The organism is Quadrisphaera granulorum (assembly GCF_003149145.1).
In the GTDB taxonomy this organism is placed as follows: Bacteria; Actinomycetota; Actinomycetes; order Actinomycetales; family Quadrisphaeraceae; genus Quadrisphaera; species Quadrisphaera granulorum.
The window spans coordinates 150,595-165,531 of the sequence record NZ_QGDQ01000001.1 but is presented as its reverse complement, the minus strand read 5'-3'; the positions used below and the strand labels follow the sequence as shown (position 1 = coordinate 165,531).

The following is a 14,937-nucleotide window of genomic DNA, read 5'->3' as shown; positions in this document are numbered from 1 at the left end:
TCGTGGGGTGAAGACCCTCAGCGTACCGGCGCGACGACCACCCCTCGGTTGGCTCCGACGCGGGGCAGACGGGCCTCGAGCTCCCGGGCGCTCAGCGCCGGGCAGAACTGCCACCCCTGCGCGCCCGTGCACCCGGCGCGCGCGGCGCGCGCCGCCTGCTCCGCGGTCTCGACGCCCTCGGCCACCACCTCCAGCCCGAACGCCGTGCCCGCGCGGGCCATGAGCTCGAGCAGCTGCTCGGCCGCGGGCCCTTCGGCGGTGACGAAGCCGGCGTCGACCTTGAGCTGGTCGGCGGGGGTGGTAGCGAGCGCCGCGACGGAGGTGAACCCGGTGCCGAAGTCGTCGATGGCCACGCGCACGCCGTGCGAGCGCAGCGCCCCCAGGTGGGCCGCGGCGCGCGGGTCGTCCACGAGCACCGTCTCGGTGATCTCCAGCTGCAGCCGCTGCGGCTCCAGCCCGGCGGTGGCCAGCGCCTCCAGCACGTCGGGCACCACGCGCGGATCGGCAAGGTGGCGCCGGGAGACGTTCACCGAGACCACCGGGACGGCGTAGCCGCGCACGCTCCAGCGCACCAGCTGCAGCGCCGCCTCGGCCAGCACGAAGCAGCCGAGGTCGCGCACGAGGGAGCTGCGCTCGGCGACGGCGATGAACGCGGCCGGGTCGACAGGTCCGTGACCGGGACGGTCCCAGCGCAGCAGCGCCTCCACGCCGAGCAGCGCGCCGCCGTCGTCGTCGTCCTGGTCCTGGTCCTGGTCCTGGTCCTGGTCCCGGTCCTGGTCCTGGTCCTGGTCCTGGTCCTGGTCCTGGTCCTGAGAGAGGGGGACGACGGGTTGGTAGACCACGCGCAGCTGCCCCAGCGCCAGCGCGGTCCGCAGCGCCTGCTCGGTCTGGGCGAGCTCGGTGAGCTGCGCGCGCAGCGCGTCGTCGAAGAGCTCCACGCGCCCCCGGCCGGCCGCCTTGGCGCGGTGGGCGGCGGTGTCGGCCTCGGCGAGCAGCGTGCGCGCGACGGCACCGGCGGAGGCCTTCGCGTGGGCGCCCCCAGTGAGCGCGACACCGACGCTGGCGCCGACCACGAGGCCGAAATCGCCCAGCCGCACCGGCTCGCTGACGGCGCGCACGATCCTGCTCGCCTGCCCTAGCAGCGCCTCGCCGTCGGGGGCATCGGGGACGACGACGACGAACTCGTCGCCACCGAGGCGTCCGACGACGTCGCCCTCACGCACCGCAGCTCGCAGTCGCGCGGCGACCGCCGCGAGAAGCTGGTCGCCGACCGCGGTGCCGTGGACGTCGTTGAGCGTCGCGAAGTCGTCGAGGTCGACGAAGAGCAGCCCGGTGCGTCGCCCCTGGGCGCGGTCGCTCTCCAGCAGCTGCTCCAGGTCACTGAGCACGCGGGCGCGCACGGCCAGGCCGGTCAGAGCGTCGTGGGAGGCCAGGTGCGCGACCTGCACCTGCAGCTGCTCCTCCACCTGAGTCGCGCGGACGGCTTCCACCGCCCACGCCCGCAGGTCCTGTCCGAGGGGTCCGGGAAGGGCCGGTAGGGCGAGGGCTTGTTCGGGGCGCCCGTCCGCGACGAGGCGCGCCTGCCGTTGCAATTGCTGGAGGGCGACGACGACGGCGGCCAGCGCCCGTGCCACGGTGCGCAGCTCGCGCGGTCCGGCCTCGGCCACCTCCGCGAGATCCCCTCGGGAAGCCCGCCCCGCCGTCGCGGTGATCGCGGCGGCGCTCCCACTGATCCAGCGGTCCACGAGCAGCGCCCCGGCCACGGCCGCCAGCACCACGGCAGCGCACAGCTGGACGAGGGCACTCACCCGCGCCCGCGCCGACGCCGCGTCCTGCTCGGCCGCGGCGCGCGCCCCGGTGACGGCGTCGGCGAGCTGCCCGGCCAGTGCGGCGTCGCGGTCGGCGCTGGCTGCTGCGGCGGCGGAGAGCGAGGCGACCGGAGGGGGCGCGGAGTCGAGCAGGAGAGGCAGTTGTGATCCCGTGACCTGCCCTTGCAGGGCCAGCTGCTGCACCTGGATGACCGCAGCAGCGGTCGCGGGGGTGAGGTCGCCGGTGAGAGCGGTGGCGGTGGCGCGCTGTGCCGTGTCCGCCAGCTCGTCCGCCGCGGCCCGGTAGGCCGTCGAGACATGACGGGCATCCGTCTGCGAGCGCGCCACCGCGAGCTGGGTGACGACCGACCGTCGCTCCGCCCCCTCCAGCCGTCGCAGGGCGTCGTCGGTGGCAGCACGGCGTTCGGCGAGGCGACTCTCCTGCGCCTCGCGCTCGGGTCCGGTGACGACGGCGAGCCGGAGCGCCGGCACCGCCTCCGCGTCGATCGAGCGACGGACGGCGCTGAGATCCTCGACGCCGGACACGGCACGCTGAGCCGCGACAGCACTGCGCTCCTGCTGCTGCCACGTCATCACCAGCAGCCCCGCGAAGGTCACCGCTGCGAGCGCGGGGATCAGGACGAGCGCCACGAGCACCTGCCACAGCGGCCGGCCGGGCGCCGCCCGCGGCGCTGCGTCGGCCTGGGTCACACCTGTCCATCGGGTGCCGCACCGGAGGGCAGGAGTGCGCGGACGGGTGACCTCGGGGCGGCCTACCGGCCGTCCACCAGGGACCCCGCGACGCCGGAGTACCCGAGACCTGACAGGCGCCTCGAGGAACCATCTATCGAGAGTGGAACTATCGGGAGTGAAACTATCGACAGTGGCACTATCCATGTCGTAGCGTCACTCCCGTGCGCATCTCCGAGCTCGCTGAGCGCAGCGGTACGTCACCCGCGACGATCAAGTTCTACGTCCGCGAGGGCCTCCTCCCACCCGCTGCCAAGACCGGCTACAACCAGGTCTCCTACGGCGAGGAGCACGTGCGCCGGCTGCACCTCGTGCGAGCCCTCGTCGACGTGGGCGGACTGCCGATCTCCCGCGTGCGCGCCGTCGTCGCCGCCGTCGACGATCCGCAGGTCCCCCTCACCGAGGTGATGGGCGTCGCGCAGCACGCCCTCCCCGGCCGGGAGGCGTCGTCGCCGCCGTCGGACCCGTCACGCGCCGCCGTCCTCGACCTCGTCGCCGCGCAGGGGTGGGCCGTGCATGACGGCAACCCCGGGCTCGCGCAGGTCGCCGCGGTACTCGACACGTGGGTCGCGATGGGCCGCAAGGACCTCTTCGACGGCCTGCCCCACTATGCGCGCGCCGCCGAGGCGGTCGCCCGCACCGACCTCGCCCTCGTCTGGCCCGACGCCGCCGATCGCGACCGCAGCGCCGAGACCGTGGTGGTCGGCACCGTCCTCGGTGACGTTCTCGTGGCGGGCCTGCGGCGTATCGCCCAGGAGCACGTCGCCCGCACCACCTCCCACTCCCACTCCCACTCCACCGAGGAGCCGTCATGACTGCGTCCGGCCTGCGCCGCTCACCCCTGGTGTGGCTGGCCGCCGCGATGCTCGTCCTCGCCGTCCCGACGACGGCGCTCGCCGTGCTCGACCCGGTGCAGATCACGGGGACGAACGGCTGGGTGAAGCCGCTGAAGTTCGAGCTGTCGATCGCCCTCTACGGCGTGACGCTCGCCTGGCTCATCACGCGGCTACGCCGCGGGCAGCGCCTCGCGCGGGCCCTCGGTGCCGTGGCTGCGGCGCTCCTCGCCGTCGAGATGGTCATCATCATCGGCGCCGCAGTACTCGGGACGACGAGCCACTTCAACGTCTCCACCCCCGCCCACGCCGTGGCGTTCGCGGTGATGGGCGTGAGCATCGCCGTCGTCTGGCTGATCACGGCGGTGGTCGGCGTGCTCCTCTGGCGCAGCCCCTCCGGTGACGCCGCCTTCGACCTGTCGGTGCGCGCCGGGGTCGTGCTCTCCCTCGCGGGGATGGCGGTGGCCTTCCTCATGACGTCGCCGACGTCCGCGCAGCTCGCGGACTTCCGCGGCATCTCGGGAGCTCACACCGTCGGCGCCGGCGACGGCGGCCCCGGTCTCCCGCTGCTGGGGTGGAGCACCGTCGCGGGCGACCTGCGCGTGCCGCACTTCGTCGGCATGCACGCGCTGCAGGGCCTGCCGCTGCTGGTGCTCGCGCTGTCGCTCGTGGCGCGTCGCTGGCCCGCGGCCGCCACCGCTCTCACTGCTCGCACACGGCTGGAGCTGGTCACCCTGGCCAGCGTGGGATGGGGCGCCGCGCTGGGACTGCTGACGTGGCAGGCGCTGGCCGGTCAGTCCGTGACGTCACCCGCTGGCGGGGTGCTGGTCGCGGGAGCCGCCACGACGGCTCTGCTGGTCGGCGCCGCCGTCGTCGTCCTGCTCCACGCCGCCCACCCGACGCCGGCCCCGCCAGCCACGCCTGTGACCCCCTGACAGTGACGAGGACGACGGCGAGAGCCTGTCAACGCGGGTGCTGCGAGGCACGCAGCGCAGTCACCACGGGCATGTCGGCGGGCAGCCACGCCACGCCGCCCACCCAGTCGTCGAGGTTCAGCCAGCGCAGTGCGTCGTGGTCTTCCAGAGGCGCGGGCTCCCCGGAGGTCACCCGTGCCCACCAGACCCGCATCACGCCGACGCCAGGCAGGGGCCACACGCCGTCGCCCGCGTAGAGACCACCAGCGCCCGGTCGCTGCGCCGGGACCAGCTCCACACCCAGCTCCACCATGACGCCAAGCTCTTCGCGCAGCTCCCGGCGCAGCGCATCCTCCGGAGACTCCCCCGGTTCCACCTTCCCGCCGGGCAGCTCCCAGCCGCCCGCCAGCGATGACGGCTTGCTACGCCGCGCCGCGAGCAGACGGCGGGGCGCCGCGAGGTCGTCGACCAGCGCGGCGCCCACCACGAGCAGCCCCCGGCGGCTCGGTGACGAGGTCAGGCGGCCTCCCCGCCGGCCCGACCGCTCAGCACAGGCAGCGCGGTCCGCCCGCCGGGGTGACCGACCTCGGTGGAGGCGAAGTGGCACGCGATCTGGTGGCCGGCACCGCCGCCGTCCTTCTCCACCAGCGGCGGCTCGGTGGTCGCACAGATGTCTTGCGCCTTCCAGCAGCGGGTGCGGAAGCGGCAGCCCGAGGGCGGATTGAGGGGCGAGGGCACGTCGCCCTCGAGGACGATGCGCTCCTTCGCCGCAGCCCGCGCGACCCCCGGATCGGCCGACGGCGCGGCCGAGAGCAGCGCCTGCGTGTACGGGTGCATGGGGCGGTCGTAGATGTCGTCCCGGGGGCCGATCTCCACGATCTTGCCCAGGTACATCACCGCGACGCGGTCGGAGATGTGCCGCACCACCGAGAGGTCGTGGGCGATGAACATGTACGCGATCCCCAGCTCGGCCTGGAGGTCCTCGAGGAGGTTGACGATGCCGGCCTGCACCGAGACGTCGAGCGCGGAGACCGGCTCGTCGAGCACGAGCAGCTTGGGTCCCAGCGCGAGCGCCCGGGCGATGCCGATGCGCTGGCGCTGACCGCCGGAGAACTCGTGCGGGTAGCGGTTGCCGTGCTCGGGCGAAAGGCCTACCAGCTGCAGCAACTCGCGCACGCGCTCCTTGCGGGCGGCCTTGTCGGTGATGGTCCCGTGGATGACCAGGGGCTCGCCGATGATGTCGTTGACCGGCAGCCGCGGGTTGAGCGAGGCGTACGGGTCCTGGAAGACGATCTGCAGGTCGCGGCGCACCGGGCGCAGGTCCTTCTCGGACAGCCCGATGAGCTCCTTCCCGTCGAAGCGCACCGAGCCCGACGTCGGCTTGTGCAGCTGGAGAAGCGCACGTCCCGTCGTCGACTTGCCGCAGCCGGACTCCCCGACCACGCCGAGGGTCTCCCCCGCGTCGGGGCTGAAGCTCACGCCCGAGACCGCCTGCACGTGGTTGACCACGCGCTGGAAGACGCCGCCGCCCCGCACGGGGAAGTTCATCACCAGGTCGCGGACGTCGAGCAGGTGCGCGTCGCGCTCCGCGATCGGCGCCCCAGAGCGCGCTGGGTCTTGCGGGTTCGTGCTCACGAGGTGACCTCGCTCTCGGCGCGGAAGAAGCGGGTGGCGTCGGCGGCAGCCAGCAGCTCGTCGCTGTGGTGGCACGCGGCGAGGTGGTTCGGACTGACCACGGGCAGCGGTGCCCCCGCAGCCACCCCAGCAAGCGCCGCGCCTGTGGCGCCGCGGTGGCGTAGTTCCGGCTCGCTGGCGCGGCAGTCGTCGCGGACGAGCGGGCAGCGCGGCCCGAAGGGGCAACCCTGCGGAAGGGAGATGAGCGACGGCGGCGCGCCCGAGATGGGTCGGAGGCGCTCACCGGCTCGGGTGCCCTCGGCCGACGGCGTCGACCCGAGCAGGCCCGCCGTGTACGGCATGAGGGGCTTGCTGAAGACCTCGGTGGTGGTGCCGATCTCGACAGGCTTGCCCGCGTACATGACCAGCACGCGGTCGGCCACCTGCGCGATGACGCCGAGGTCGTGGGTGATGAAGACGATGGCGGCGTCGACGGCGTCCTTGACGGACATCAGCGTGTCGAGCACCTGCGCCTGCACCGTCACGTCGAGAGCGGTGGTCGGCTCATCGGCGATGATGACGTCGGGGTCGTTGATGATCGCCATGGCGATCATCGCGCGCTGGCGCATGCCGCCGGAGAACTCGTGCGGGTAGGCGCGAAGCCGCGCTTCCGCCTGGGGGATGCCGACCAGGTCGAGCATGTCCTTGGCCCGCTTCAGCGCCACCTTCTGCGGGACGGCACTGTGCGAGCGCACGGCCTCGGCCAGCTGGTCACCGACGGTGTAGACGGGGTTCATCGCCGTCATCGGGTCCTGGAAGATCATGCTGACCCTCCGGCCCCGGAGTCCGCGCTGCTGGCGCGGGCTCATGGAGAGCACGTCCTCGCCGCGGAACAGGATGCGACCGGTGATCTGCGCGCTCCGCGGCAGCAGACCCATGACCGCCATGGACGAGACGGACTTGCCCGAGCCCGACTCACCGACGATGCCGAGCACCTCACGGGGCGCCACCGCGTAGTTCATACCGCGCACCGCGCGGACCACGCCGTCTTCAGTGGGGAAGGCAACCGTGAGGTTCTCGACCTGAAGGACGGGCGCCTCGGCCGCGGGCGCTCCGGGCGCCGGGGTCGCGGCGCTCACGAGCGCACCCTCGCCTGGCGCGGGTCGAAGGCGTCACGCAGGCCGTCACCGATGAAGTTGACGCTCAGGGCGATGAGCACGATGAACAGGCCTGGCCACCAGAAGAGCCACGGTCTGGTGGTGAAGGCTGACTCGTAGTCGCTGATGAGCAGGCCGAGGGAGGTCTCCGGCGCCCGCACACCGAGGCCGAGGTAGCTCAAGGCGCTCTCCGTGAGGATGGCGACGGCGATGACCAGCGTGGCGGCCACGATGATGACGCCGAGGCTGTTGGGCAGGATGTGCTTGAAGATGATGCGGCTGCTGGATGCGCCCATCGCACGGGCCGCCTCCACGAACTCCTTCTCACGCAGCGAGAGGAAGCTGCCGCGCACGAGGCGCGCGAGCGAGGTCCAGAGCAGCACCCCGAGGATCGCCCCGAAGAGGGCGATCGGCAGCGCCCCGAAGCGGCGGCCCAGCACGGCGCCGATGACGATCACCGGGATGGTGATGAAGACATCGGTGACGCGCATGAGGAGGCTGTCCGCCCAGCCACGGAAGTAGCCGGCGAGGGCCCCGATGAGCGTGCCGATGATGGTCGCGACGACGCCCACCATGAAGGCGATGATCAAGGATCGCTGCGCCCCGCGCATGGTCAGCGCGAAGTAGTCGACGCCGATGTTGTCCTGGCCGAAGGGGTGGTCGCCCCAGGCCAGGCCGTCACCGTCGAGCCAGGGCACCACGTCGAGCGTGGGTCGACCACCGTTCTCGATGGGCGTGGGTTGGGTGAAGCTGTAGTGCCACCACCCCGGGATGCCGGCGAAGCCGATGCTGCTGAACGCCAGCACGATGACGAAGAGCAGCACGGCCATGCCAGCCAGTGCGCCCCGGTGGCGGAAGAACCGCCGGCGGACCAGCTGGCCCTGGGAGAGAGCGACGACGGACAGGCCCGAGGCGTCGCCGGAGTCGCCAGCAGCACCTGGCCCCCCGGGCTCGCCGGCAGTCGTGCGCGGATCGGTGGTGGTCATGAGAGGCGGATCCTCGGGTCGAGGTAGGCGTAGACGATGTCGGCGACGATGTTGAGCAGCAGGACCGCAGCGGCGGACACGACGAAGAAGGCCATGACCGGCGGCGGGTCCACCGTGTAGACGCCCTCGATGAACAGCGCCCCCATGCCCTTCCAGCCAAAGATCCGCTCGGTAATGACCGCGCCGCCGACAACCGCAGCGAAGTCGAGGGCGACCAGGGTGGTCACGGGGATGAGCGCGTTGCGGAAGGCGTGCCGCATGATCACGGTGCGCTCGGTGAGGCCCTTGGCCCGGGCGGTGCGCACGTAGTCCTGATTCATCGTCTCGAGCATGCTCGAGCGGGTGTAGCGCGTGTACTGCGCGAACGAGATGAGGACGAGCGTGATGCTGGGCAGCACGATGTGGGTCAGGGAGTCGAGCGTGGTCTGCCAGAGGTTGCCCGTGTAGTTCGGCGTGTTGGAGCCGATGGTGGCGATGGGGCGCCCGAAGGAGTTCGCCACGTAGTCAGGCCACGCGAACATCAGCCAGTCGACCAGGCCGAGCCCCGCGACAACAGCGCCCGAGAGCACCGCAGCACGCACCGCTCGGCTCCTGTCGATGCCTCCGATGCCGGCACCGACACCACCGGCCACCACGAGAGTGATCGCGAACAGGCCGAGCAAGAGCGGCCAGGTCGCATCGACGAGCACGCTGAGCGTGGCGACGTAGATGATGATCCCGACCACCGCACCGGCCAGCGAGGCGATGAGCACACGACGGGCCGCCAGACCCGAGACCAGTGCCGTGATGCCCACCGCGGCGGCCAGGCCCAGCACCGAAACCCCCACGGGGCCGAGGCTCGGGCGCGCCAGGAAGTCGGTCTGCGACAGCACGAGCAGAACGGCTGCGACGGCGAGGAAGCCCCCGGCGAACGAGGCACCCCGGAGCAGCCACGTGCGACCGCCCACCAGGCTCACCGCGAACAGCCCGCCCAGGGCCGCGAGCAGCACGAAGACCGGCAGCGGGACCACGGGGTCTCCCAGCCAGTCGTTGAAGGCGATCGCGCCGAACTGCTTGAGCAGCACCGCCGCCCAGAAGATGGGCAGCGAGTAGAAGACGAACGAGAAGAAGGTGATGGTGTAGTCGAAGCTCGTGTACTGGCGCAGCGCGGAGACGATGCCCACCGCCACGCCCGTGACGATGGCGAGCACCGTGGACAGCAGCACCAGGCGCAGCGTGCTGCTGAGCGCTAGACCCAGCAGCGGCGCGACGGCCTGGCCGGCGCGGTTGACGCCGAGGCTCCCGGCCCCCCAGAGGTAGCCCAGGAGATCGCCCAGCCAATGGACGTAGCGCACCACCACGGGCGTGTCGAGCTGCATGATCTGGGTGCGCGCCGCGATGCGGGCGGCGCGGTCGCCCGGGTCAGAGATGTTGTAGAGGTCCTCGAGCGGGTCGCCGGCGTTGGCGACCAGCACGTACATGAGGAACGTGGCGACGAAGAAGACGCCGATCGAGATCAGCAGGCGCCTCAAGATGAAAGCGACCACGGGCAGGGAACCCTTTCACGGGCGGCGGTGCGGAAGAGCGGACGGGGCGCTCGGCGAGTGCCCGGGCCAGCGGGCTGCAGGCGCCCCGGCTCGGAGCCGTGCACCAGAGTGCTCTTCCGCCGACATCAGGTCGGGCCGGGGTGTCCGCAAGGACGCGTCCGGCGTGGGACAGGCGTCGGCCGGGCCCTCCCGGGGAAGGGCCCGGCCGACGGTGCGGATCAGATCACGACTGCTGCGCGACCGCCCACTCGTTGTCGTTCCACGTCTGCTGGCTCTGCGCCGGCTGGAACGCGGGTCCGCTCACCTTGGTGTCGTTGGCCTGGACACCGGGGAAGGTGAAGATCGGGATGGTGGCCAGGTCGTCCCAGAGGATCTTCTCGATCTGCCCGATGGTCTGGTCCTGCTGGGCCGTGTCGGTCTGCGTGAGCAGGGTCGCGGTCAGCTGGTCGACCTGGGGGTTGGAGTACTTGCCGTTGTTGTTGCCGCCGCCGGTGATGTACGTCGAGGCGTTGCCGGAGACCAGCGGCGAGCCCGACCAGGCGAAGAGCGCCACGTCGAAGTTACCGGCGGCGAGGCCGTTGCCGAAGAAGTCTTCCTGGCCTGCGTCCTGGACGTTGAAGCCGGCCTGGTCGCAGGAGGCCTTGATGAGGGAGACGGCGTTGGTGCGGCGCTGGTTGGGGGTCTGGTAGCCGATGCGCACGGTGACGCCCGTCTTGCCGCCCAGCAGCTGCTTGGCCTGCTCGATGTTCGGCTGGTCGTACTGTCCGCTGTAGGAGGCCTGGACCACGCCCTGGTAGCCCTCCTGGAACGCCAGCTTGTAGCGGGAGTTCAGCACGGTCGCGTTCTCGTTGACCGGCTTGATCAGGTTGTCGACGATCTGCTGGCGCGGCACGCACAGGGCGAACGCCTTGCGCAGGTTCGCGTCCTTGAACTCGCCCTGGAAGTTGAAGTCCAGGTGCTCGAACGTGTACTCGTCACCCTGGTCGATCTTGACCGGCGGATTGATGGCCTGCAGCTGCTTGAGGATGTCAGCGGCGGGCTGCGGTCGCGCCACCTGGATCTCACCGTTGGCCAGAGCCTGGGCCTGGGCCGTGGCGTCGATGAACCGGATGACGATCGTGCCCGTCTTGGCGGGGGTGCCCCACCACTTCGGGTTGGCCTTGAGGGTGATCGACTGCCCCGCCTGCCAGGAATCGATCAGGTACGGGCCGGAGGAGACCCAGTTGGCCTTGTCCACGGTGCCGGGGTTGCCGATGAAACCGGTGTTGTAGAACTTCGCCAGCGCGGCCACCTGGTCGGCAGTGTTGTTCTTCAGAGCGCCGATGAGGTCGGAAACGCCTGCGTTCTTCGCCACGATGTGCGCGGGCATGATGTTCGGATTGATGCCAAACGCGCTGGCCCAGTCGGCAAAGGTCTTGGTGTAGGTGACGGTGACCGTCTTGTCCCCGGCGTTGCACTCGGGGAAGTTCATGTCCTCGTAGCCGCTCGTCGAGGCGGAGGAGAAGCCCGAGAGCGGGTTGCCGTTCTCGTCCGTCTCCTGGCTGGCGAACTTGCCGGAGTTGGCGGCCCAGGTGAGCACGATGTCGTCGCAGTCGATGGGCTCACCGTCGGACCAGACGGCCTTGTCGTTGATCGTGTACTTGACGGTCAGCGGGTCGTCGCTCGTCTTCTCGAAGGTGCCGAACTCGGTGTTGTTACGCAGCCCACCATCGGGCCCGAAGTCCCAGAAGCCGTCGAGCACGTTGTTGAGCACGACAGAGTTCTGCACGGCGTTCTGGTCCGCCGTGTTGTTGTTGTAGGCGTTGAACTCCTGCTCGTGCGCCACGGTGATCGTCGCGTTGCTCGGGCCGGTGGCACCCGCGCTCCCACTGGCGTCGCTGGAGCTTCCTCCACGATCGGCGGAACATCCGGAGATGAGCAGGGCGCCGCCTGCGAGGACGGCAAGAGCGGCTGGGGCTCTGCGAGAGGTGAACACGCGAGGAGGACCCTTCGTCGGGCATCACGGCACGGGGGACCGCAGATCGTGCGGGCTCCCGACTGGACGGCTCACTCCATCCCGACGCCCAGCCGTCGCGCAACCTGTCAAGGGGTTTCCTGTGCCAGCCGTTACCGATTCGCAACCAGGAAGGCTGACCCGTCCTACCCGGCGTTCACCGCTTGATCACGCGCGGTGAGCGCCTCGCCCGCGCGATCCTCCGGCAGCCTCGGCCCCTGACCGGTCAGACCCCACTCGGCCGCGGCGGCGGGCACGCAGCACCTCGAACGCCACCGGGAGCACGGAGACCAGCACGATGAGGATGAGGATGACCTCGATGTTGTCGCGGACGAAGGCGATGCCGCCGAGCAGGTAGCCGAGGGTGGTGACGCCCGCACCCCATAGCACTCCCCCGGCGACGTTCCAGGCCAGGAAGTGCTTGTAGTCCATGCGCCCCACACCAGCGACGACGGGCACGAAGGTACGCACCACCGGCACGAAGCGGGCCAGCAGCACCGCCCGCCCCCCGTACTTGTCGAAGAAGGCGTAGGCGTCCTCGACGTACTTGGGCTTGAAGAACCGAGCGTCCTGCTTCTTGAAGACCGCCGGGCCGAGCCGCCGACCGATGAGGTAGCCGCACTGGTCGCCCAGCACCGCAGCGAGCGGAACCAGCAGCAGCGCCAGCCACAGCGGCACCGGGAGCTGTCCGGTAGCGATCAGCAGGCCGCCGGTGAACAACAGAGAGTCACCGGGGAGGAAGAACCCGACGAGCAGCCCCGACTCGACGAAGACGATGACAAGGAGCCCGACGAAGCCCAGAGTCCTGATGAGCGAGTCGGGGTCAAGCCAGGCGGGGCCCAGCGCGAGGATCGGGGTCACGCCGCTCAGGCTAGGGGCGCCCATCGCAGCGGGGCGCCGGATCTCTCACGTCTCCTCCGCCCGCTCCGTCCCGGCTCGTCCGCGAACGTCCGTCCGTGGGAACTTCCTGGGGATCCGGAGTTCTCCAGACAGTGACGGGACGATCACCTAGCGTCGCTGTCGTGGCTCGTACTGCACGGCACCGCGCACCGGTGCGTCCCCTCGTCGACGTCAGCACCGTCACCCGCATGGTGGTGACGACGGGCGCCCTTGCAGCGGTCCCCGTCGTCGCGACGGCGGGCGCCGCCTCCGCTCACGTCCCCGGGACCTCGCACGCCGGTACTCCCGCCGTGAAGGCCGCCAGCACCCTGTCGGTGGCCGCCTCCCCGGTTCCGGCCAACGGCAACCTCGGCGGCGGAACGGTCACCGTGAGGTCCGGCGACACCGTCTCGAAGATCGCCCGCGCCGCTGGCGTCAGCACCCAGGCGGTGCTCGCCGCCAACAACCTCGCCTGGAGCTCGACGATCTACCCCGGCCAGGTGCTCTCCATCCCTACGGGCGGCGCCCCCGCCACCGACGCGGCGCCCGCCGCCGCACCGGCTCCGGCCGAGCCCTCCGCAGGCGAGGCGGCCGTCGCCGTCGCCAAGGAGAGCGTGGGCCTCGCCTACCGGTTCGGCGGCACGAGCCCGACGTCGGGCTTCGACTGCTCCGGCCTCGTGCAGTACGCGTACGCCAAGGTCGGGGTGCCGCTGCCCCGGACCTCTGCGGCCATGCGGTCGGCCGGGTACGCGGTCTCCGAGCCCCGCGTGGGTGACCTGGTGCTCTTCGACAACTACGGCCACGTGGCCATGTACGCCGGCGACGGCAAGATCATCGACTCGCCGCGTACCGGTGAGAGCGTCTCGGTCCGCTCACTGTGGACCGACGATGTGCAGTTCCGCCGCGTCGTCTGACGACGACGGGAGGGTGTGCAGCATGCACACATCTCAACGGCGAACCGTGCACGTCATCCACTGACGCTCACGCCGCCTGACCCTACGTTCTCGCTCCATCGCTCGAACGGTGGAGAAGGAGGCAGGGCCGTGGCTGGTGGTGTGCACGGAGTTGACGACTACGCGATGGGACGGGTGCCCCTGGAGGCCCGCTACTCGTGGTTCTCGGTGGCGGTTCAGCGGTTCGGGCAGGTGTCCGCACTGAGCCAGTTCCTCCTCGGAGCCGCCCTCGGGTTCGGCATGGGCTTCTGGCAGGCATTCCTGGCGTTCACCCTCGGCGCCGTCATCCTCGAGGTGGTGTCGATCTTTGTCGGCATCATCGGGTGCAAGGAGGGCATGTCCACCTCACTGATCGCCCGGTGGCTCGGGTTCGGCCGCGGCGGCTCGGCACTCATGGGTCTCGCCATCGGGATGAGTCTCATCGGCTGGTTTGGCGTGCAGTCCGCCGTCTCCGCCCAGGGCCTCGCGTCCACCGTCGGCGTCCTGCCCGTCTGGGGCTGGTCCATCGTCTTCGGCCTGGTGGTCACGGCCATCTGCGTCTTCGGCTTCGGCTCGATGGCGTGGACGGCCTACCTCACCGTGCCGGCCTTCCTCGTCCTCGTCGGGTGGGCAATCATCAGCGAGCTTTCGAAGACCGACGTCACCGCCCTCATGGCGTCCGCTCCCCCGGGCCCGCAGATCGACCTGGCCACCGGCACCACCCTCGTGGCGGGCGGCTTCATCGTCGGTGCGGTCATCACGCCGGACATGTCCCGCTACAACCGGAGCTCCTCGGACGTCGTGAAGCAGACGGTGGTCGGCTTCACCATCGGTGAGTACCTCATCGGCATGTCGGGCGTGCTGCTCGCCCACGCCATCGGCTCCAGCGACATCACCGCTATCCTCACGTCATCGGTGGGCTGGGTGGCCGTGCTCGTCGTCCTCCTGGGCACCGTGAAGATCAATGACTGGAACCTCTACTCCGCGGGCCTCGCGGTGGTGAACTTCATCGGCACCCTCACCGGCCGCACCATCAACCGCGCTCTCGTCACGGGGCTGCTGGGCCTGGTCGGCAGTCTCCTTGCGGCGGCCGGCATCCTCACGAAGTTCACCGACTTCCTCATCATCCTGGGCGTCGTGTTCCCGCCGGTCGCGGGGATCATGGTGGCCGAGTACTTCGTGGTGAAGCGCTGGCGCGGCGAGCTTGAGGCCTCCCGCGCCAACGGCGGCGCCGTCCCCGCCAGCTCCCCCACCTGGGTGCCCGCCACCCTCGCAGTGTGGGCGATCGCCTCGGTGAGCGGCTACTTCCTCACCGTGGGTCTGGGCTCCATCAACTCCCTCGTCATCGCCTTCGTGCTGTACGTGGTGGCCGGCAAGGCCGGCTTGCTGCGCGAAGTGGGCCTGTCTCGCACCACGGACGCCTCAGCCGACGTCATCGACCTGACCGACGCTCGCGGTGCCACCGCTCCCGCCAGTGGGCCGACCAGCCCGACCAGCCCGAGCAGCACCGCGCCGTCCTCGGCGCGCTGAGCACCCCGCACCCAC

General features: G+C 70.9%; 12 protein-coding genes. 4 read left to right on the top strand and 8 right to left on the bottom strand.

The features are described 5' to 3' along the window. Window positions 1-17: 17 nt before the first annotated feature. Window positions 18-2,519 carry a putative bifunctional diguanylate cyclase/phosphodiesterase gene (locus tag BXY45_RS24435; protein ID WP_119700358.1) on the bottom strand — a complete coding sequence of 834 codons (2,502 nt, stop codon included), beginning with the start codon at window positions 2,517-2,519 and terminating at the stop codon, window positions 18-20. A 203-nt stretch (window positions 2,520-2,722) separates the two neighbouring features. Here BXY45_RS24435 and BXY45_RS00695 point away from each other — a divergent pair, with 203 nt between their 5' ends. Both BXY45_RS00695 and BXY45_RS00690 read left to right on the top strand, forming a co-directional pair. Next, a complete protein-coding gene (locus BXY45_RS00695; protein ID WP_109772371.1) occupies window positions 2,723-3,373 on the top strand; it encodes a MerR family transcriptional regulator in 651 nt (216 codons plus the stop codon). Then, window positions 3,370-4,326, top strand: coding sequence for a hypothetical protein (locus tag BXY45_RS00690; RefSeq protein WP_109772370.1), 957 nt, complete (start codon window positions 3,370-3,372; stop codon window positions 4,324-4,326). The genes BXY45_RS00695 and BXY45_RS00690 overlap by 4 nt, the downstream gene beginning before the upstream one ends. A gap of 28 nt (window positions 4,327-4,354) precedes the next feature. On the opposite strand, the gene BXY45_RS00685 is transcribed toward BXY45_RS00690, so the two are convergent. From BXY45_RS00685 to BXY45_RS00655, 7 genes are all read right to left on the bottom strand, one after another. Beyond that, on the bottom strand, window positions 4,355-4,792 hold the full coding sequence (locus BXY45_RS00685; protein ID WP_245961576.1) for a (deoxy)nucleoside triphosphate pyrophosphohydrolase: 438 nt from the start codon (window positions 4,790-4,792) through the stop codon (window positions 4,355-4,357). A 29-nt stretch (window positions 4,793-4,821) separates the two neighbouring features. Further along, entirely contained in the window at window positions 4,822-5,940 is a 1,119-nt protein-coding gene (locus BXY45_RS00680; protein ID WP_281270527.1) for an ABC transporter ATP-binding protein, read from the bottom strand. Further along, entirely contained in the window at window positions 5,937-7,058 is a 1,122-nt protein-coding gene (locus BXY45_RS00675; protein ID WP_245961575.1) for an ABC transporter ATP-binding protein, read from the bottom strand. Before BXY45_RS00675 ends, BXY45_RS00680 begins: the two co-directional genes overlap by 4 nt. Continuing rightward, the gene (locus BXY45_RS00670) at window positions 7,055-8,062 is read right to left on the bottom strand and encodes an ABC transporter permease (protein WP_109772369.1); all 1,008 of its coding nucleotides are present in this window, start codon (window positions 8,060-8,062) and stop codon (window positions 7,055-7,057) included. Before BXY45_RS00670 ends, BXY45_RS00675 begins: the two co-directional genes overlap by 4 nt. Then, window positions 8,059-9,588, bottom strand: coding sequence for an ABC transporter permease (locus BXY45_RS00665; protein ID WP_109772368.1), 1,530 nt, complete (start codon window positions 9,586-9,588; stop codon window positions 8,059-8,061). Before BXY45_RS00665 ends, BXY45_RS00670 begins: the two co-directional genes overlap by 4 nt. Window positions 9,589-9,811: 223 nt before the next feature. After that, window positions 9,812-11,563 (bottom strand): ABC transporter family substrate-binding protein, encoded by a 1,752-nt coding sequence (locus tag BXY45_RS00660; protein ID WP_109772367.1) that lies wholly within the window; start codon window positions 11,561-11,563, stop codon window positions 9,812-9,814. Window positions 11,564-11,749: 186 nt separating this feature from the next. Then, the gene (locus BXY45_RS00655; RefSeq protein WP_211319117.1) at window positions 11,750-12,442 is read right to left on the bottom strand and encodes a DedA family protein; all 693 of its coding nucleotides are present in this window, start codon (window positions 12,440-12,442) and stop codon (window positions 11,750-11,752) included. A gap of 161 nt (window positions 12,443-12,603) precedes the next feature. Here BXY45_RS00655 and BXY45_RS24645 point away from each other — a divergent pair, with 161 nt between their 5' ends. After that, window positions 12,604-13,374: an NlpC/P60 family protein gene (locus BXY45_RS24645; protein WP_146211031.1), complete on the top strand. Its 771-nt coding sequence runs from the start codon at window positions 12,604-12,606 to the stop codon at window positions 13,372-13,374. A 165-nt stretch (window positions 13,375-13,539) separates the two neighbouring features. Next, a complete protein-coding gene (locus BXY45_RS00645) occupies window positions 13,540-14,922 on the top strand; it encodes a purine-cytosine permease family protein (protein WP_172601914.1) in 1,383 nt (460 codons plus the stop codon). Window positions 14,923-14,937 lie beyond the last annotated feature (15 nt).